Raw genomic sequence first — 19,868 nt, forward strand, 5'->3', positions numbered from 1 at the left:
TCACATCCTTATTTGTTTCCTTCAATGATGACTTGCGCTGCTGCTGATCTTCCTGTGTGGGTAATGCTGATAAATACCGTCTCTTCTGGATGGGCTGGCTTTTCGACCACTGGTTTCCCGTCCTTCGCTTGTAAAATCTCCACATCTAGGAAACTCAGTGCAGCACCAAAGCCGGTTCCGTTTGCTTTGGCATAGGCTTCCTTGGCGGCAAAACGTCCGGCTAAAAATTCCACCTGGCGAGTGCCCGTATATTTCTTGTAAAGCTGCTGTTCTTTTTCAGTTAAGATCCGCTCGATAAAGCGGGGATTTTTTGTGACGGCCTTCTGGATGCGATCCAAGTCGATCATGTCCAAGCCGATTCCTTTAATCATTCTGTCACCTCTTTTAAAAGTTGCCGTGCTTTTTTTCGCGCCAGGGCAATGCAGTCAGGAATGCCAACGCCCTGATAGCTCATTCCGGCAAATTCCACACCGGGATAGCGGGTTTTGAGATTTCGGCTCAGTGCGACCAGCTTTTCTTTATGCCCGACCGTATAGCTTGGCATGGCGTCTTGCATGCGACTCACTTCTGCAAAAAGCGGCGTCTCTTTCAAGCCCATCATTTCCTGATAATCTTTACGCACTAGATCGACCAGTTCTTCATCCGTTTTTTGGCTGACGAGTTCTTCCCCCGCCTTACCGACAAAGCCGCGAAGAAGCATTTTCCCATCTGGTACCATGTGCGGCCATTTCTTTTCTACCCATGTACAGGCCGTCGTCGCATAATTTTTCGTCCGGGCGACCAAATAGCCGGTTCCTTCAGGCAGTTCAAATCCTTCTTTTTTATCGTAAGCCAGCGAAATGGTTGCAAGGGTCGCCAGCGGTTCATCCCTAAGCGGGGCAGTTGTTTCAGGGTCCAGTAATGCCGTCAGTGTATCATGGGTTGCTGCAATCAAAACTTTATCGCATTCTTCCATGGTGCCATCTGCAAAATGGACTTCCAGACAGCCGTTTTTTTGCAGCACCTGTTTGGCAGACATTTTCGTATGGCAATGGGCTTTCGGCAAACTGGCGACGAGTTGCGCGGGAAGATCCGCCAAGCCGTTTCTGAGCGTTCGGAAAGCACCAATCGTATTTTTCGTATTGGTTGTTTTTAGTTGGACGCTTTCAGGGATTTTCAAACCGCGCATCAGACTGCCGGCTCGCTGGATGGCCTCTTCAAATTGTGGAAAGGTCGATCGTAGGCTCATTTGATAGATGTTTCCTGCGTAGATTCCGGAAAGTAGCGGCTCGATCAGGCATTTCACCAGTTCCAAACCGAATCTTTGTTCAAAAAAAGCACCAAGTGAGACATCATCTGTCAACGGTTCAAAAGGCAGGTCGCGTTCCTGCACCGCACGCATTTTCCCGGCTTCGGAAACGAGGGTACTTTTCATGAGGGCTGCTTGATCGGTCGGAATTCCCATGACAGCACCTTCTGGAATTGGATGCAGCTTGCCATCATGAAAAATAAAGGATTGGCCTGTGCTATTTGTGACCAGCTGATCGGTTAGCCCCAATTCTCGGATGAGTTCGATGCCTGCTGGTTTACGCGCCAAAAAAGAATCCGGTCCTTTTTCAATCAGAAAGCCGTCACGCTTTACAGTTTCAAATTTTCCGCCAAATCGGTCTGCTTGTTCATACAGATCCCAGCTGACCTCGCCTTGACCTTCTTTTTCAAGCGTATATGCGGCAGCAAGTCCTGATAATCCGCCACCAATAATGATAATACGCTTCATTCTGCCATCTCCTTTTTCGTTCAAGTCGTTACTATTTTAGCATACTTGACATGTAAGTAACAGCACATCAGATCCCCTTTAAACGTGGATGATTTAACATAAAGCCACACAAAAAGACTCGGAAACCCTATAAAAGCCAGCAAATGTGGCAGGATTTCCGAGCCTGTTCTATGTGATGCGTTTATTTTCTTTTTTGCGGGCGATACCATTCATAGAGGGATTGCGCCTGCTCCTCATTTAAATAGCGGACAAACGGGCGTGCTGAGCCATTGCCTGATTTAAGTGCCATGTTGACATGACAAGTTTTGGAACGCCGCATCCAGATACTTCGGTGGACTTGGAATGACTGTACGCGTTCTTTTCGGACAAGATGAGTCGTCTTAGAAAACAACGGGCGTGCTTGCAGCAAAATGGTTCGCTCGCTGATCATGAATCCTGTCGCTCGGTAGCTGAGTACGGCTTTCCATAATACCAGCAGAAGCAGTAGCAAAGCCGCAAGCCCTAGCGGAAAGAATAGAATTGCCGGAATCAGGCAAAGCACCAATGTCCAGCCCAGATATAGTTGCAAAAAATGGCGCAGACTGGTTTTAGGAGCCCGCTCAATTGCTGTCATATCAAAATGATAGTCAGGTAAAAGTTCTTGAAGTAGCGCATAAGCCGCCGTTTTCTTCATGATAGGGATGATCAGAATGTCTCCTGAATGTTCATCATCCCCTGAGCTGCCGGCAGTAATCGCTTTGATGCCCACTAGCCCCAGCCACTGTCTAAGCGGTGATTCAATGATCACAAGGCCTTGAATCCGACTGAAGTTCAGTGTCGTGCGGTTTCTCTGCAAGAGTCCCTTTTCCACTACTAATTGGTGTTCATATTTCATCAGCTTGAATTGGAAATATTTGAATAATGTTGCCACGATCGAAATGCCCCACAGTATTAGTAGCAACACGACGACAAGAATCGTCACGATGATCAGGCCCATTTTCCAAATCTGCTCAAACTGACTTTCCAGCCAATCTTTCGGTAGAAGGTCTTGAAATTGACTGCTAAAAGCCAGCACGATGATCAGACCGCCGAATACGCCACTTGAAGTGACCGCCATCAAAATCAGTTCCTTTGTTCGTAGCGTGACCGTTTTATCTGGCAGCTCATCGGGATCCGGTGCTTCCACGTCCAAGGGATTTTTATGTATATCGGTTTCTGCAACTGCACTTAGTTGTTCAGATTCCTGTACGGCTTTTTTGCCATCACGCAGATCTTTTAATTCCTTTGCAACCTGAACGGGTACAGCACTCAAATCGGCCTCTGGTTTCCCGCTTCCGCCTGCCGTTTCGATCAGAATCTGCGTCACATTGAAGGGCATGAAGAAAAACCACTGCTTCTGTTGGATTGTCTGGATCCGTTCATACGGAATGTAAATATTTTTCCGAAAAATCAAGCCGTATCTTACACGCAAGCCATCTTCTTCCAGCGTATAGCGAAACGTGGCATATTTGATCAGTGCCGGTGCCAAAATCAGGATGATAAGAAAGAGAATTATCAGCGGGTATGACCAAATTGGTAGCCAGCCTTGGTCGGTTGCTGCGCGAAATAATGAAAACACCCCTACAATAATTGGAATGATGCTCTGCCGGACGCTAACGATAATCTCTTTGATGAGGGCGATTGGATGAAGACGACGTTCCTCAAACATCCTCTTTCGCCACCTTTACAAGCTCCAAAATGTGATAACGGAGCGTATCGGCTTCTTCTGCATCAACCGCCTCGATTGTGTGACTGCCTGCTGCTGTTGTAATTTGCAGCGCCATTAATTTTTCTTTACGCAAAAGCGGCCCCTGTGTTGTTTCAACGTGCTGAATGCGAATCATCGGGATGAGTGTCCGACTGCGAAAAATAATTCCATGCTGAATTTCAATTTCGTCATGCCGGATCTGATAACTCCAACGCTTGTAGCGAAATGGGATCACAAAGCCAAAAACGATCACCGCATAGCCCGCTGTAAAACCAAACCCAATCAAACTCCACCACAGTGAAACCTCTGTCAAATAGAGCAGAATCAGCAAGCCTGCTGAAAGAAGAAGAAAGATAAGTGCTGAAATCGCATAACTGATCTGCCAAACAATTTTGATGCGTGCTGGAAGCTTTTTTTCTAAATGATTTAATTCCATAATGCCCTCCTTTTTACTTTAATCATACTGGATTTAACCGCCATTGCAAGAAAAGATTTAATGGATTGGTCATATTTTTTTCAAACTTTTTCGCTAAACTGTCAGTAACGAAGCTTGCAGGGGAGGAAAACGGATGAAACGTCTCATAATTAAGTTAACCATCACACTACTTGTCTTTGCCTTATGTTTTTCCGCCCCGCTCTTCGTAAAAGCAGCCAATCAGCCTGTTCTCGCAACCTACACAGAGCAAACGAGCAGCGAACTGATGGCGCTTTTTCAAATTGACACCTATACAGCTGCTGAGCCCTACATTCAAATTGAAGAAGGCCAAGTCACGATTCTTTTCAATACGGATGAAAAAGAGCAGCTCGTTTACGCAATCGATCATGGTCGTAGCGTTTCAGTAGCGAGCGAAACGACCCATCAAATAACCGCCAACTTAGCGAGCGGTTCACATACCATCCATATTTCCCTGACAGATGCAAACGGCCAGACAGAGACATTCAGTTATCAAGTAGAAATGCCAGAATCCAGCCAGCAGGAAAAAGTTTCTCAGGTCCATTTCACAGATCTAACAGCTATTCGCGAACAAAAAAAGACGTTGATTTAAAAAAAAGTCTCTTTTTGTTACGATTAGGAAAACGATTGGAGCTATTTGCATGTATTATCTCTTTGTCCAACTTGACGGAATTGAATCGTGGTTGGAAGTATCGGATGATGGCTATGCTGAACGGCAAGTCGATAAGAAGCCGGGTGGACGGATTCTCATTTCCAGTATCTGTGACACTCTCGCTGAAGGAAATATCCGTGTAGAGGTGGATGAATGGACAACTCATATCTCGAAAAAAGAGTTCGAGCAGGTTTGGGCCGATGCCAAAAAGCCCTATCAGCCAATCTGGGAAAAAGCGGAACAGCTTTTCCATATCGGTCAAAAGCTGTCGGTCAGCGTCCTTGCTTTCTACCCACAAGGTATTTGATTTCAAATTAACGGAACGGCGTTTTTTGGTCAATTAAAGGAAACGGCTAATTTTCATGCCCAAAATCCGCATGCCTGCCGTTTTCTCCAAGTACAGCTCATGGTAAGCGGCTTCGATTCGCTCAATCAATGGCTGATTTTAACGGACTCGGTTTAACCGCCACAAAAAATCCCGCGCAGCCTTTTTAATGATGGCTTACCGCGGGATTTTGATTATTTTTCGATCAATTTATTAAAATGTACTTTCTGATCGATCCAGTACATTAGTGGAATGCCGATTCCCATGATGACCAGCTCGCCAATCGCACAAGTCAGCCACGTATAGAAGAACGGCAACTCAAAAACAAGAACCAGCTCGAAAGCAATGATTGCCATCGTGACTGTGAAAACGATCGTATTCAGCACCATGCGCCAAATCGTACTTTTCACAAATTTTGACAAGCCGATCGTGATGAGTAGTGAAAGAATCGACTGCCCCACACCGAAGACCAGGTCATACCAGCCCAGTGAGGAGAAAAACAGATTTGTGACAAAAACGCCGACGATGATTCCCCAGAAGTATTTTTTGTTAAAAACGATCAGATGGTTGAAGATTTCCGGTAGCCTGAATTGGATGGCCCCGAAAGCAATCGGTGCTACAAGGAGCCCCATTGCCACATAAAGTGCGGCCACAATCGCGTTTGCTGTGATAGTTTTGATTTTCATTTACATTCTCTCCCTAGTTTTTTTACGTAGGATGGTTTCGAACTACGTGTTTTTTCAAACATTTACCATTATAGCGCATCTGAATGTGAAAAGATAGAGGCTAATCAAGAAGATGGGCGCCATTGAGCTGCTTTTTAATCCTTTCAAAACGTGCTTTGGGCAGGTCATCATTTGAAATATTGACCATCAATAACAGGTTTTCAGGAAAAAAGTTCTCCTTTTTCAGCCTAGCCAGTACCTCTACGCATTGATCCAACAAGTCATTTCTAAATTTTTTCAAGCCCTGTTCATTGAGCAGCATGCCATGATAATCCTGTAGCATGCGGTCTAATGCAGAAAACAAATCAGTATCAGGGCACCCCTCAAATTGCCATTCGGTTGACAGATATTGATAGACAGCGCGATTTTCAGGATCCTCCGCCCTCGCTGCTTCCAAATAGGCCGCTGTATTCCCAGCACTTGAAATCATACTGCATCTATCATCCATATACAAACCAAACGCCGTTAATTCTTCTGTACCTGCCTGCTCGGAGTGGGCTGCATACGCCTGCTTCACTTCTTTATATAAGGCGGACTGAAAGCGCTCATTGTCGAAGGGGATTTTCATTGGTTTGTTTACTAATCCCGTAAAAAATTCCTCAAAACTCTCTGCCAGTACATAATCTACGGGTTGCCATTCTTGACTTCTCCATTCTCTTGTATGAAAAACCACTTGCGGTTTATTATTCTTCCCTTTATTAACATAATTCAATGAAAAGTAATCCATGCCAATACTTGTAAATGTGATACCGATAACGACTCCTTGAGTAAAAATACTTCTAACCCACTCATTTTTTTCACTCTCATAAAATTCCATGATGGAAAAAGGACGATCATTTCCAATACTTAATAAACCCTCGCATTGGACGGTTTTTTGTATATGCCCAGTTCGGTCTTTGCATTGGAAGAACCTTTTTTTCAAAAGCCCGCCATTCTGAATACGCATGATTTCAATATAAGCTTTCGGCAACGTCCAGCCAACTGTCGCTTCGATACATTGAATAAGTTCATTACTTGGAGGTTTTGACATAAAATCTTTGCGACTTTCTTCTGTATTCTTCCAAAACTTTTTAATGTCATTTTCAGTTAGCTGCATCATAAAAATTTCTTCCTTTCCACTTTCATAACTTGTCTATCTTCATTATAACATTAAATTTTCCCTCTCATTTTGCAAGAATTTTGTATTCAATTCAAAAAAATACAACTTGATTCCTCAATGATTTGATCGCCTCCAAAAACAGCTCATTCTCGATGCTGAGCCTACTTTAAAATAAATTGCTATGAAAGAAACCATAGTACTCTCTTCTGTTCCTCTGATATAATTTGTGCTTCTATAGGTGTACTGTGAAATTGACTCTAGATCAAGTGAGATTTCTCCTTCCATAAACATGAAAGAAAACTACTGGAAAGATTATTAAATTACATTTCTTGAAAACTTTTTTGAAAAAATTAAGCTTTTCCTCTTGCATTTTCTGAAAATCCGACTATAATCAATGTAGACTTTAAATATCCATAATAGATAATCAATATCCAAATTAACCAAGATCGCGACGCCGACTATTCAAAAAACGGATAATTGTGCTATGCTAATTATTGGATATTTAACTATCCGCAAATCAATCGAGGTGATCATTTTGAAATTAACGAAAGGACTAGAACAGGCCGCTTGCATCGTTGCTTTACTTTCAACACAGGATTCACAGGCACCGCTCGCATCCGATGCCATCAGCAGCCGTCTTTCCGTTTCACCTTCTTACTTGAAAAAAATCATGCGTAAACTGGTGGTCCACAACATTATTCGTTCGGTCCCCGGTAATAACGGCGGTTTCTTTCTAGCAAGGAGTCCTAAAAAAATCAGTCTGCTCGAGATTGTGGAAGCTGTTGAAGGAACTGATTCGTCATTCCCAAACAGCGGTCTGATTAAATCCGTTTTCGGCGGCATTCGTGAAGATGCGGCTAAACGAGGCGAACAAAATTTAGTCGACGTTTTCCAACAAGCAGATCAAGTATGGGGTGAATATCTCGCCCAAATCAGCATTGCCGATCTTTTGACACAGACGCTTGAGGAGCACGAATTGCCTGCCACGAACTGGAATTTATTTAATCAGGAAAGTTAAATTCTATCGTGTGGTGAGGAAAGTATGAATATGTTAAAAAATGAGTGGAAAAGACTTTTATCCAACAAGATCCTACTCATCTCCACAACTGTTATTTTGTTTATTCCGATTCTCTATGGTGCCTTTTTCCTGAAATCAGTCTGGGATCCTTATAACAGCACGGGAAATCTACCTGTAGCTGTTGTCAACGAGGACAAACAAGTCGATTATCAAGGGAAAACACTGGATGTCGGGAATGAACTTGTCGATAACTTGAAGAAAAATAAAGATCTCGGCTGGCATTTTACAACTCAGCATGATGCCGAAAAAGGTCTTCAAGACGGAAAATATTATATGATCGTCACAATTCCGCAAGATTTTTCTGCCAATGCAGCAACCGTTTTAGACAACAATCCGAAGAAAATGCAACTTGACTATAAAATCAATCCTTCGCAAAACTATATTGCCGAAGTGGTCACCAAACAAGGTGCCAGTCAGCTCAAAACGGAAGTCGCAACAAGTGTTACGAAAGAATATGCCAAAACCATTTTTGCCAAAATACAAGAAGTGGCTAGCGGCATGAACCAAGCGGCTGACGGAGCCCATCAATTAAATGATGGTTCGGTTAAACTGGCGGATGGCAACCAGACGATCACAGAAAATCTAAGCAAGCTGGCATCAAGCAGTCTCACTTTCAAGAGCGGTGCAAGTGAAATGAGCATGAAAGTCGGCGAAGCAGCAGATGGTGTCACAAAACTGGCGGACGGTGCGAATCAGCTGAATGCAGGTGTCAGTCAGGCGGCAGATGGCGCAAACCAACTGGCAACTGGTGCTGACACTCTGTCACTCGGTCTGACGAAATATACAGATGGTGTGCGTGCGCTTAGTCCAGTCTCTACACTGGCAGATGGTTCTCATACATTAACAGCTAAAATTGGCACACTGGCTTCTAGCGTTACGCAGCTACAAGACGGCGCGGGCAAAGTAGCTGGTGGTCAGGAAGAAATCACGCAGCATCTTAAAGAACTTTCGTCAGGTGTAGATCAGGCGGCGCAAGGTGTGCAAGACGCCATCAATCAAGCCGATTCTCCAGAAGCCAAAGCCCAGTTAGAAAAACTTCAAACGGGCGTTACTACTTTCCAAAAATCGATTCAAGATTTAAATAACGCGGTCAATGCGGGCAATCAAAATCAGCTGAGTGCAGCACTCGGCAATGTTCAAACGGGGCTCGCGGCTCTTGAAGAAAGCAATAACCAAAATTATGAAGCAGCCATCGATCAGGGGGTGGACGCGGCCATTCAGCAAGCGATCGCCACTAACAAAATCGATGCAAACAATCCTGAACTTGCAGCCATTGTCGCAGCAGCTAAACAAGGCGCAACAACTGGTGCTGGTCAAGTGAACAGCAAACAAAACGAATCCTTAAAACAACTGAAAGCGGGCATTGATCAGCTCATTCAAAAGACGGATCAAGTTGGCAGTGCGATCGGCCAATTTTCAACTGGAGCAAGTGAAATTGCTGGCGGAACAACGCAGCTCATTACCCAAACTCAGGGAAGCGTTCAAAAACTTAAAACCTTGAACGGCGGTCTGACTACGATCCAAAACGGCCTAAACGGCTCGAACGGTCTGATCCATGGAAGCGAACAACTCGCATCTGGCAGCGCCTCTGTTGAAAGCAACTTGTCTAAGCTAAACAGTGATGGTGTATCGAAACTTCAAGACGGCAGTCAAGAAATTTCAACCAATTTGGCAAAAGTGGCTGGCGGTGTTCAAATGCTCAACCAGAATTCTGGACAGCTCATCTCTGGCAGTCAGCAGCTGGCAGGCGGCCTGAATCAGATGACGGCACAACTTCCAGCCATGCAAGACGGAACGAGTCAACTGGCAGCAGGTCTTGGCACCTTGCAAAACGGCATGCCGCTTCTTCAAAATGGAGCAGGAAAGTTAGCCGACGGTGCGGGACAAATTAGCGACGGTTCTGGCAAGCTGGCAGATGGTTCCAAAACGCTTGGAGATGGCATTTCAGCCGTGCAAGACGGCACTCATGAGCTATCTGGAAAATTAAGCGACGGTGCAAAGCAAATAAGTGACACGAAAGCAACCAATAAGACCTACAACATGTTTGCCGCGCCAACAAAACTCAGCGAAGAAAAATTAAGCGAAGTCCCTAACTATGGCCACGGATTGGCACCTTATGTCCTGTCTCTCGGTCTATATGTCGGCGCCCTCGTCTTTAACTTTATCTTCCCGATTCGCCGTCCTTCTATGACACCGACATCCGGCTTGTCCTGGTGGTTCAGCAAATTTTCAATCGGCTTTGTGGCAGCAGTTCTACAAGCGGTCATCTTGGATCTGATCATGCTGGCCCTTGGTCTAAGCGTCAACCATTTAGGTGAGTTCTTTATGATCTCCATTCTGACATCGCTCACCTACATGTTTATCGTGATGTTCCTAGCCATGAGTTTCGGCAATCCGGGACGCTTTATTGCCATGGTACTTCTCGTCTTACAATTAGGCGGTGCTGGCGGAACCTTCCCAATGCCGCTTACTAACAGCTTCTTTAATGCGATTCACCCATTCCTGCCAATGTCTTACTCAGTGTATGGTTTCAGACAAGCCATCTCATCCGGACTTGGCAATACGGTTTATCTGCATAGCGCCTTGATTCTAGCAGGCCTAGTGATTGCCTTTAACGCGCTTTTGATTGGCACCATGTATCTGCGCCGCAAGAAACGTTTTAAAGTTGACAATCAGTCACTGATCGAAGAAGTTTAATGCATAAGGATGGCAGGCGAACTTTACCAGTCCTGATGTTAGTAGTCCTGCTTTTCAATTCCAAATAAAAAAGGAAGCATTTCTGCCTCCTTCTCAAACTGCGGTAAAGCCCTCTTATGAGTCGCTTTGCTGCAGTTTTTTAATGCGTAAAACCATAAGGCTTCTTCTCGCTGTCATCATGATAAAGCAAGTGCGCCTGATCCAATTCCACCAGCGCTTCATTAAAATCAGCCACCAGCTCTTCCGCCACATTCCAGCCCAAATCAGCCCGGCAAACAATCCGCTGAATCAAAATATCTGACAGGTCCTCTGGCAGTGGATATGCCGGAATCTGCCAGCCTTTCATCAACAGCCGATCTGCTAAATCATAAAGTGTCCACTTCGTCTCGCTGTCTTCTTTCAAACGATAGCACACAATGGGCAGATTCTGACCATCATTATAGATTTCAAAGCGCCCGGTTGCTTCAATTTTTTCAGCCAGATACTTCGCGACTTTCTGCGTATGGGTTTGAATTTCCTGATAGCCTTCAAAACCATAACGCAAGAAATTATAGTACTGCCCAATGATATGGCTGGCACTGCGGGAAAAATTAATCGCCATTGTCGGCATTTCTCCGCCCAGATAGCTCACACGAAAGACGAGTTCCTCTGGCAAGTAGGCCTTGTCCCGCCATAAAATCCAACCAACACCTGGATAGACAAGTCCATATTTATGACCGGATGTATTGATGGAAACCACATTTTTCAACCGGAAATCCCACTCGAGGTCTGGTTCGACAAATGGGGTGAACATGGCGCCGCTCGCACCGTCTACATGAATGACCAGCTCGTGTTCATGTTCGGCATTATAGGCGCTCACTTTACGATCTAATTCCTCGATGTCATCATATTTGCCCGTATAGGTAATGCCAAGAATGCCCACTACCCCAATCGTGTAATCATCGACATAATCAAAGACCCGGTCCGTGTCTAAACTGAGATGCTCTTCGTCCATTGGTATAACCCGCATTTCCACATCAAAATAGACGCAGAATTTCTCCCAGCAAACCTGATAGCCCGACGAAATGACCAGATTTGGCTGCTGCTTTGTGACATCCAGGCCACGCGCTTTGGCCAAGTTGCGCCACCGGAACTTCATGGCCATCCCGCCAAGCATGCAGGCCTCACTGGACCCAACTGTCGAGGTTCCAACAAACGGTTCGTCTTTCGGCGCGTTCCACAGATCCGCCAAAATATTGACACAACGGTTTTCCAGTTCAGCCGTCTGCGGATATTCCGACTTGTCGATCGCATTCTTTTCCAGCGTTTCAGCCATCAGCTTTTCTGCTTCCGGTTCCATAAAAGTTTGACAAAATGTTGCCAGATTCTGACGTGCGTTCCCTTCATCCATCAGCTGATCCTTGACGAGCTGATATGCGATTCGCGGTTCAACAGGCTCATCGGCCAATTTATACCTCGGCATCTCCCGATTTTCCTCATCTGAACCAAAAATAGGCACTTGATAACTCTGATGACGCTTCTGATCCTTCTTACCATACAACATTTTAGGGCCTCCTTTTCTCTTCTTACTCTATCTTACCTACCCTGCGTATTTATTCTAAAACAAAAAAGCGCCAAACTCAAAAATGAGCTTGGCACTTTCCAATCTTTATTTCGATTTTTTGTAGCTTCCTTTGTTTTTACCACGGTTGTCATTGTAACGACGTTCGCGGCTGCCGGAATTACTACCTCTGCGGCCTTTTCCACTATTGTTGCGATCACGGTAACCACCACGATAGTTGCCACCTTTACCGCCGCCCTTGCCACCTTTTCCGTTACGTTGTGGAAGTGGACGTTCTTCTGTGATATGAACAGGCGTTTGATCTGGTTCTTTCGCCAGCATTTTCAGCATAGCTGCAGCAATATCTGTTGCATCATAGTTTTCCAAAAGTTCACTGGCAACAGCTTTGTAGTCTGCCAGATTTTCTTCTGTAATAATTTCTGTAATTTTTTCAGTTGCAATACGCAATTGACCTGCAAAAGCTTCGTCCCAAGTTGGGGCTTTAAGCGGCGTCATCCGTTTTTTCGTTGTTTGCTCAACTGTGCGAAGGTAACCCATTTCACGCGGTTGTACGAATGTAATCGCCATACCTTCTTTACCAGCACGGCCTGTACGACCGATCCGGTGCACATAGCTTTCTGGGTCTTGCGGGATGTCGTAGTTATACACATGTGTCACACCAGAAATATCCAGCCCACGAGCCGCGACATCTGTTGCCACAAGTACATCTACTTTTCCTTCTTTAAATTTACGAAGTACGCTCATCCGTTTCGCCTGAGTCAAATCACCATGGATACCTTCTGCAACGTAGCCACGCATATCAAGCGCACGTGAAAGTTCGTCAACGCGGCGTTTCGTACGACCGAAAACGATCGCCAAATCAGGTGATTGTACATCTAGCAAACGGCTTAGTACATCGAATTTTTCTTTTTCATGAACTTTGACGAAATACTGCTCGATTAAAAGAGCGGTCATTTCTTTTGCTTTAATGCGAATAAGTTCAGGGTCATGCATGAAGCGTTCGCCGATACGACGGATTGGATCTGGCATTGTTGCTGAGAAAAGAAGCGTTTGGCGTTCAGCTGGTACTTCTTTCAAGATTGTTTCGATATCATCGATGAAGCCCATGTTAAGCATTTCATCTGCTTCGTCTAGTACAAGTGTTTCCACGTGATCCAATTTTAGTGTACGACGGTTGATATGGTCTAAAATACGTCCAGGCGTTCCGACAACGATTTGTGGTTTTTTCTTAAGCGAACGAATTTGACGGCTGATATCAGAACCACCGTAAACGGCAAGTACCCGTACATGTTTGTCATAGCTTAATTTATACAGCTCTTCGGAAACTTGAATTGCTAACTCACGCGTTGGTGCAATGATTAGCGCCTGTACATCTCCGCTTTTTTGATCGATTTTTTGGATCATTGGCAGACCAAAAGCGGCTGTTTTACCAGTCCCTGTTTGAGCTTGACCAATAAGATCCTTCCCTGCTAAACCGATTGGAATCGTTTTTTCTTGAATAGGCGTTGCTTCTTCAAACCCCATTCTTTTCACTGATTTTACAATTTTTTCGTCCAGACCGAACTCTGAAAACTTTGTCAATGTCATTTCTCCTTTACCTTGTAAGAGTTTTGGTAGGAGAGCTTTTCATATCGCTGCACTTACGGCGATTTATCTTTGTTTATCAATGCTTTTTGAAAAGGAATAAATCCATTTTCATTTTATGGCAGTAAAAAAGCTTGAATCTTCAAGCCAAATCTTTTAGCTATCTCACCATCTACTGCGTGGTGCAAAAACCTGATTGTTTGAGTAAAAATTTCTACCTAAACACCCAACACAAAAAAAAGCCCTCATTTACATCACTAGGCTAACAAATAAACCTAATAAACTTCCATCTATCATGATACCATTTATAAGCCGGCATTTCAATCTGGAAAACTTTATTTTTGCGAATAAAATCAAGGAAAGCGCCTTCAATGTACGGAAAACAGAAAAAACAGCCGATAAAAGCTGTTTTTAGTCTACTTCTTCATACGAGAGCATTGGAAAATCAATCTTAAGAAGCTGTCCCTCTACTTCCCACATCTCACTTGTCCACGCAAAAATATCTTGTTGATCAAAGTTGTCTGTCATATTTTTCAAACTGTCACGCTCGATTTCAAGTACTTCCTTAGCTTTTGCAGCATAGGCTTTTGTTTCCGCTGACTTCTGCCATACTTTCGCCTCATCCAATTCCACTAGGGCGGCTTCTTTTTCTGCAATCATGGCGTGAATTTGAGACCAGAATGCCGCTTCATCCGTAAAGTATACCTTGCCCGCCTCACTGAACGTCTGTGCAAAATGACGTGTAGCCAATCTGACCTGTTTTTCAGCTTGAATCAACTCCTGGTCAAGGGGGATTTCTTTTTCAGGAATCACTTGATAGGAAAGAATCACCTCAGAATGTGGCAGATAGGTAAGTTTGACTTTCTGACCGGACTTGAGCGAAAAAAGCGGCTTACTTTTACCAAAGTAACGATGCCAGTGCTGTCCCAAGGGGAATTTCTCACCGGAAGAGACATCCAGATAATAGCTCGTACTGCGGTAACCATGATCGGCCCTAATCTGCCGAACCTCCATTTCCTTCGTGAGCGGTTGTTTCAAATAATAAATATCTCCTGAAATATCGGCAGCTGTATACAAGCCAATCACAATGAGCAGTGCTCCAATACCGCCCGTGAGCAGCCAATATCTTTTTTTAAGGGGTTTTGTATAGCCAAGTAATAGCAAACTCCCCGCGCCAATCACAAAACAAAGAAAGGCTGTCAAAAATTGTTTGGTCCACCCAAGCCAGCCAATTGGCGGTAAAATCAGCAGCCCTGCAAATAAGAGAATTCCGAATATCAAGCCAAGCAAAACGGTTGTCCTTTTTTTCTTCAACTAGCTTCTCCCTTTCTGTCTGACGATGCATGATGATACTAAAAATGACTGCCATTTCGATCATGGCAGCCATTTCTCAACTAGTCACTGTTTGAAAATCTCTCTCCAAAAATGAAAGGACGCGTTCAAAAAGTAGTTCATTATCTGCATCAAGGCAAAGCAAATGTCCGGCATCTGGCATCTGATAGATTTCTTTCGGAGCGTCAATTTTTTCTTCTAAAAAAGCGACACTTTTCTCAGCCGGAACAACCATATCTTTCCCGCCCTGGGCAATAAATGTTGGAATATCAATGTGCTCAAACGCTGGACGACCAAGATCGACCATCTTCTTAAACTGCAACGTCGAGCTGGCAGGGACTTCTTTCGCCTTGCCAAAATAACGGTTGAAAACGGAGGACTCTTTCATCGGACCTGTTTTCACTTCCGCAATCAACTTGCGTCCGTCTTTTAAAAGCTGCTCCCAGTCCAGATAGTTTACAGCCGTACTCAGCAAAACCAGCTTTTTCACTTCCGGATGGTGCCTAGCCAGCCAGCCGGCAAGAAGGCCTCCCATTGAAAAACCAATAATATATACTTCTTCATCTTCTTTTAGCAGTTGTGTTAAAATACTCTCGGTAAAAACCAGCCAATCCTTATAGGTCACATTCCGCAATTGGTGCAGTTTATCGTGTCCCGGAAGCGTGGGTGTCAAAACATCCCAATCCGTGTGCGCCTTCAAATAATCTGTCAGCGGTTTGATCTCCGCCGGTGAACCGGTAAATCCGTGAATACAAAGACATGCCACCATATCTTTTTTCCTCCTGTGTCTAAACCATCATGCTCCTATGATAAGCTTTTCGACGACATCTTTCAAGCCCATTCCGTAAGAACCTTTGACCAGTATCCATTCGTTTCCTGTTACTGCTCCTAAAAGCGCATCCATCAAGGCGTCTTTTGTGTCAAAATAATGAACATTTTCTTGACCAATTCGGCTAGCGGCTTCAGCTTGGAATGCCTTCATCGCCTGTCCGTATAAAAAGACCTGATCGATTTTGCCTTTCTCCAAGCCAGCAGCAGATTCTCGGTGGAAACGTTCACTGTTTTCACCTAGCTCCAGCATATCTGCCAGAACTGCCCATTTGGCATGGGCGCCCGAATCCATGCTCATAAAAGTTCGCAGTACAGCTTGGAGAGCCGTCGGACTGGAATTATAGGCATCATTTAAAATGCGTGCGCCTTTCTTTGTTTCCAGCCATTCGAGCCGGCTTTTTGAGCGTTCCATTCCAAGCAGCGCCTGTTGGATGCTTGGAACTGAGATGCGGCATTCCTGCGCAGCTAAAATAGCAGCCATCGTGTTAAAGACATTGTGCTCACCGATGATCGGCACAAACAGCTCTGTGTCACCCGTCAGATTCGTCTGGAACCATGTGCCGTCCGTCTCAGTCCGGATCTCAGTTGGATAAATATCCGCCGAAGTTTCGCGCCCAAAGGTTTGGTAAGGGCTGATTTCCTGTTGGTCACGTAAAAGCGGCTCTTCATTCGGAATGATCAGGAAGCCATCCTCCTTCAAGCCAGCTTGGATCTCCAGTTTTGCCTCGGCAATTCCCGCTCGCGAACCCAAATGTTCAATATGTGCTTCACCGATATTCGTTATGATCGCAACATCTGGTCTTGCAATAGTCGACAGCCGCTCGATTTCGTGACGATGATTCATTCCCATTTCCAAAATCGCCACTTCGGTATCTTCCGCCATCGTTAAAATCGTATAAGGCAACCCAATATGATTATTAAAATTGCCCGCCGTCGCATGGGTGCGGTAAGTCGATTCAAAGATTGCCCGCGTGATATCCTTTGTTGTCGTTTTCCCATTGCTGCCGGTAATCCCGACCACAAATGGATTTACTTCTTCTCTATACATGCGTGCCAACTGTTGCAGGGCATCAAGGGTATCTTCCACCAATAGAACCGGATAGTCCACTAGTGGATTCGGAATATCCCGCTGCCAAAAAGCACAGGCTGCCCCTTGATCAATCGCCTGCTTGACAAATGTATGTCCGTCTCGTTCCGCCCCAACAAACGGCACAAACAAGTCCCCAGGTTGAAGCTGGCGTGTATCAAAACAAATCCCTGTCACTATTTTTTCTTCAAATTCGCCCAAATCTTGCTCAATTCCAAGCATCCGCGCGATTTGACCCATTGTTTTCTTCATTTTTTTCCACCTATTCTCTCGAAAAAAGCAGTTCCAGTATCGAAACTGCTCTCGCATTCATTAATCTTCTAATTTGTATTGCAAGCGATTTTTGGCTTCATAGCGTTCCAGCGCCAGTTCGACAAGCTGCTCGATCAATTTGTCATAAGGAAGTCCGCTTGCCTCCCAAAGCAGTGGATACATGCTGACTGGTGTAAAGCCTGGCATCGTATTGATTTCATTTAAGAAAATCTGATTGTCTTTTGTTACAAAGAAATCCGCTCGTACAAGTCCGCTTCCGTCTACGCCAAGAAAGGCTTGGATGGCATACTCTTTCAGTTGCTCAAGAACACCCGCGTCTAGTTCAGCCGGAATAATAAGAATCGTATCATCATCCTGATACTTGGCCTTGTAGTCGTAGAAAACATTTCCCTCACCTTTCGGCAAAATTTCTCCTGCAACGGAACAGACAGGCGTGTCATTCCCAAGAACGGCCATTTCAATCTCCCGCGCGTTTATTCCTTCTTCGACAACGATGCGGCGGTCAAAACGGAACGCCTCGACAATTGCCGCCTTTAATTCTTCCGGTGTTTCAGCTTTACTGATTCCCACGCTTGAACCTAAGTTGGCCGGCTTGACAAACATTGGGAATTTGATAGCCGCGCAAATATCTTCGGTCATCTCATCGCCAAACTGTTCCCAATCGATCAATCTTAGCGATACAGTCGGCACCTGCGGAATCCCTGCATCTGCAAATACTTTTTTCATCACGATTTTATCCATACCGGCTGCCGAAGCAAGCACACCATTGCCAACATACGGCAGATTCAGCACTTCAAGCAAGCCCTGCACCGTTCCATCTTCGCCATTCGGTCCATGCAGCAGTGGAAAAACAACTGTATTCGTTTTTTCCGTCCCCACTTCAGCAGGATTGATGACGACGCCGGTAGATGTTTCATTCTGCTCTTTTGCTAGCGCAGTTTCATCGGCATCTTGGAAACGAAGCTGCTCGACAAACGTTAATTTTACTGTGATTTCAGGCCCTTTAATCCATTCGCCGTCATTTGTAATATAAACCGGACACGCAGCAAATTTATGTAAATCCAGTGCATTGATAACGGAAAAAGCAGTTCGAAGTGAGACTTCATGTTCTGCTGATTTGCCTCCGTATAACAGGATTAAGTTCGTTTTCATATAATTCCCTCCAAAAGACGTGCATTAAGCGCACATAGTTACGTACATAACTTCAATCTATTTTACCACGTTTTAGACGGATGAAAAGGATAAACTGATGAATTTTCGAAAAAAAACGTTGCACTTCACAGATTTTTTACTTTCTGCTGTGTACAACGTTTTTTTAAACACCGGATGTCAGTTTCAAGCCCACTACACCGGAAATAATCATCGCCATAAAAACCAGTTTCGCTACACTTTTTTTCTCTTTAAAGAAAAGCATCCCCATCACGACACTCCCAACTGCACCAATCCCTGTCCAAATTGCATAGCCAGTGCCAATCGGAATCGTTTTAAGCGCATGAGAAAGCAAAAAGAAACTGCCGCACATAAATACGATGGTAAGGACAGAAAACCAGAACCGCTTGAAGCCATCGGAAAGTTTCATCGTCACAACAAAGGCCATCTCACATAGCCCGGCAATAATCAAATAAAGCCAATCCATCAGTCTTTTTCACCTGCTTTCCCGTCTACTAGCTTCAAGCCAATAATGCCAACAATCAAAACGAGCAGCGACAATATTTTCCAAAAGCCCGCCGATTCATTTAGGAAAAGCATGCCAACAAGCGCCGTTCCCGCTGCCCCTATTCCCGTAAAAACGGCATAAGCTGAGCCAATCGGAATTTTTTTCATTGCTTTTGCAAACAAGGCGAAGCTGACAAATAAAAACAGGATTGTGAGCAAACTCCAACTGAGCACAGTAAATCCGTGTGATTCTTTTAATCCAAAAGCCCAGACAATTTCCGATAGTCCGGCCAAAATCAAATAAAACCAAGCCACAATTTATAAGCTCCTTTCATTCTGATAAAGGATCGCCAAAGTTTCCCATGCCGAATGCCGCCGTTTTTCAAATTCATCCGGTGTATAAATAGTATGTTCGACGCTCAGCCCATCTAAAAAGGCATAAAAAACGTGGAGCCAGCGATCCCGACTGCCCTTATCAGTAAGCTGCTCCGATAAGATGCCGCCTAAAAGGTCAAATGAGAGTTCTTCATAGTTTTTCGTTTCCTCCATCATTCTAGACTCCAGCGCTTTAGGCGGATAGTAAACCGCACGCTGAAAGAATTTTTTCGCTTCCGGTTCCCGTTCAAAATCGGTTGCTTTATAGAAGATTGCTTTTAAAAGCGCTACACTACTCTCATGTTCTTCTTCACTTGCTTCATGAAAACTTTTTAGCTCTGTCTGAATGGTATCTCGGAAAATTTCCAAAAACAATTCTTCCTTTGATGCGAAATGGGCGTAAATAGAAGGCGTTTTGATCCCGACAGCCTTGGCAATTTCGGATAAAGCCGTTCCTTCATAACCTTTTTCTGCAAATAAAGTTAAAGCCGCTTCTTTTAATTTGTTTTTTGACATTGATATACCTCCTTTTCGTTAACTAACGTTCGTTAGTTTTAAATTAACACATCTTGCTAAAAAAGTAAAGAAAGACATGATTTATTCCATAAAAAAAGCTTTGAACCTTTAGAAGATCCAAAGCCTTTCCTAGAAAAGATG

At 44.4% G+C, this 19,868-nt stretch carries 19 protein-coding genes and 1 riboswitch; of the genes, 4 read left to right on the forward strand and 15 right to left on the reverse strand.

The features are described from left to right. Positions 1-8: 8 nt before the first annotated feature. From acpS to CS921_RS10000, 4 genes are all read right to left on the reverse strand, one after another. Positions 9-371, reverse strand: a complete 363-nt coding sequence (gene acpS / locus CS921_RS09985) for a holo-ACP synthase (RefSeq protein WP_099223435.1) — start codon at positions 369-371, stop codon at positions 9-11. Next, a complete protein-coding gene (gene hemG, locus CS921_RS09990; protein WP_099223437.1) occupies positions 368-1,756 on the reverse strand; it encodes a protoporphyrinogen oxidase in 1,389 nt (462 codons plus the stop codon). Before hemG ends, acpS begins: the two co-directional genes overlap by 4 nt. 181 nt (positions 1,757-1,937) lie before the next feature. After that, positions 1,938-3,443 carry a PH domain-containing protein gene (locus CS921_RS09995; RefSeq protein ID WP_099223439.1) on the reverse strand — a complete coding sequence of 502 codons (1,506 nt, stop codon included), beginning with the start codon at positions 3,441-3,443 and terminating at the stop codon, positions 1,938-1,940. Further along, entirely contained in the window at positions 3,436-3,918 is a 483-nt protein-coding gene (locus CS921_RS10000; protein ID WP_099223441.1) for a PH domain-containing protein, read from the reverse strand. Before CS921_RS10000 ends, CS921_RS09995 begins: the two co-directional genes overlap by 8 nt. A gap of 133 nt (positions 3,919-4,051) precedes the next feature. On the opposite strand from CS921_RS10000, the gene CS921_RS10005 reads away from it, so the two are divergent. Both CS921_RS10005 and CS921_RS10010 read left to right on the forward strand, forming a co-directional pair. Continuing rightward, a complete protein-coding gene (locus tag CS921_RS10005; protein ID WP_099223443.1) occupies positions 4,052-4,528 on the forward strand; it encodes a hypothetical protein in 477 nt (158 codons plus the stop codon). A gap of 49 nt (positions 4,529-4,577) precedes the next feature. Beyond that, positions 4,578-4,895 (forward strand): hypothetical protein, encoded by a 318-nt coding sequence (locus CS921_RS10010; protein ID WP_099223445.1) that lies wholly within the window; start codon positions 4,578-4,580, stop codon positions 4,893-4,895. 212 nt (positions 4,896-5,107) lie between these two features. On the opposite strand, the gene CS921_RS10015 is transcribed toward CS921_RS10010, so the two are convergent. After that, a complete protein-coding gene (locus CS921_RS10015) occupies positions 5,108-5,599 on the reverse strand; it encodes a QueT transporter family protein (RefSeq protein WP_099223447.1) in 492 nt (163 codons plus the stop codon). 7 nt (positions 5,600-5,606) lie between these two features. Beyond that, positions 5,607-5,651, reverse strand: a riboswitch (PreQ1 riboswitch). Positions 5,652-5,699: 48 nt separating this feature from the next. Further along, a complete protein-coding gene (locus CS921_RS10020) occupies positions 5,700-6,737 on the reverse strand; it encodes a DUF4303 domain-containing protein (RefSeq protein ID WP_099223449.1) in 1,038 nt (345 codons plus the stop codon). A 484-nt stretch (positions 6,738-7,221) separates the two neighbouring features. Between CS921_RS10020 and CS921_RS10025 the strand changes: the two genes are divergently transcribed. Together CS921_RS10025 and CS921_RS10030 are read left to right on the forward strand one after the other, a co-directional pair. Continuing rightward, on the forward strand, positions 7,222-7,755 hold the full coding sequence (locus CS921_RS10025) for an RrF2 family transcriptional regulator (RefSeq protein ID WP_240422334.1): 534 nt from the start codon (positions 7,222-7,224) through the stop codon (positions 7,753-7,755). A 24-nt stretch (positions 7,756-7,779) separates the two neighbouring features. Next, complete coding sequence (locus CS921_RS10030) at positions 7,780-10,512, forward strand: YhgE/Pip domain-containing protein (RefSeq protein ID WP_099223451.1); 2,733 nt, start codon at positions 7,780-7,782, stop codon at positions 10,510-10,512. Positions 10,513-10,651: 139 nt separating this feature from the next. Here the strand turns inward: CS921_RS10030 and gad are convergent, their stop codons facing one another. The 9 genes from gad to CS921_RS10075 all read right to left on the reverse strand — a co-directional run bounded on the left by gad (position 10,652) and on the right by CS921_RS10075 (position 19,727). Further along, positions 10,652-12,055, reverse strand: a complete 1,404-nt coding sequence (gene gad, locus CS921_RS10035) for a glutamate decarboxylase (RefSeq protein WP_099223453.1) — start codon at positions 12,053-12,055, stop codon at positions 10,652-10,654. Positions 12,056-12,160: 105 nt separating this feature from the next. Continuing rightward, positions 12,161-13,654: a degradosome RNA helicase CshA gene (cshA, locus tag CS921_RS10040; protein WP_099223455.1), complete on the reverse strand. Its 1,494-nt coding sequence runs from the start codon at positions 13,652-13,654 to the stop codon at positions 12,161-12,163. A 414-nt stretch (positions 13,655-14,068) separates the two neighbouring features. Next, the gene (locus CS921_RS10045; protein ID WP_099223457.1) at positions 14,069-14,971 is read right to left on the reverse strand and encodes a hypothetical protein; all 903 of its coding nucleotides are present in this window, start codon (positions 14,969-14,971) and stop codon (positions 14,069-14,071) included. 76 nt (positions 14,972-15,047) lie between these two features. After that, positions 15,048-15,758 carry an alpha/beta hydrolase gene (locus CS921_RS10050; RefSeq protein ID WP_099223459.1) on the reverse strand — a complete coding sequence of 237 codons (711 nt, stop codon included), beginning with the start codon at positions 15,756-15,758 and terminating at the stop codon, positions 15,048-15,050. A 27-nt stretch (positions 15,759-15,785) separates the two neighbouring features. Then, on the reverse strand, positions 15,786-17,159 hold the full coding sequence (locus CS921_RS10055) for a UDP-N-acetylmuramoyl-tripeptide--D-alanyl-D-alanine ligase (RefSeq protein ID WP_099223461.1): 1,374 nt from the start codon (positions 17,157-17,159) through the stop codon (positions 15,786-15,788). A 60-nt stretch (positions 17,160-17,219) separates the two neighbouring features. Beyond that, the gene (locus tag CS921_RS10060) at positions 17,220-18,332 is read right to left on the reverse strand and encodes a D-alanine--D-alanine ligase (RefSeq protein ID WP_099223463.1); all 1,113 of its coding nucleotides are present in this window, start codon (positions 18,330-18,332) and stop codon (positions 17,220-17,222) included. Positions 18,333-18,495: 163 nt separating this feature from the next. Then, positions 18,496-18,816, reverse strand: coding sequence for a DMT family transporter (locus tag CS921_RS10065; RefSeq protein ID WP_099223465.1), 321 nt, complete (start codon positions 18,814-18,816; stop codon positions 18,496-18,498). Then, positions 18,816-19,151, reverse strand: coding sequence for a DMT family transporter (locus CS921_RS10070; RefSeq protein ID WP_099223467.1), 336 nt, complete (start codon positions 19,149-19,151; stop codon positions 18,816-18,818). Before CS921_RS10070 ends, CS921_RS10065 begins: the two co-directional genes overlap by 1 nt. A 3-nt stretch (positions 19,152-19,154) precedes the next feature. After that, positions 19,155-19,727: a TetR/AcrR family transcriptional regulator gene (locus CS921_RS10075; protein WP_099223469.1), complete on the reverse strand. Its 573-nt coding sequence runs from the start codon at positions 19,725-19,727 to the stop codon at positions 19,155-19,157. Positions 19,728-19,868 lie beyond the last annotated feature (141 nt).

Origin of the sequence: Listeria costaricensis, from assembly GCF_900183385.1 — a bacterium.
GTDB classification, from domain to species: domain Bacteria; phylum Bacillota; class Bacilli; order Lactobacillales; family Listeriaceae; genus Listeria; species Listeria costaricensis.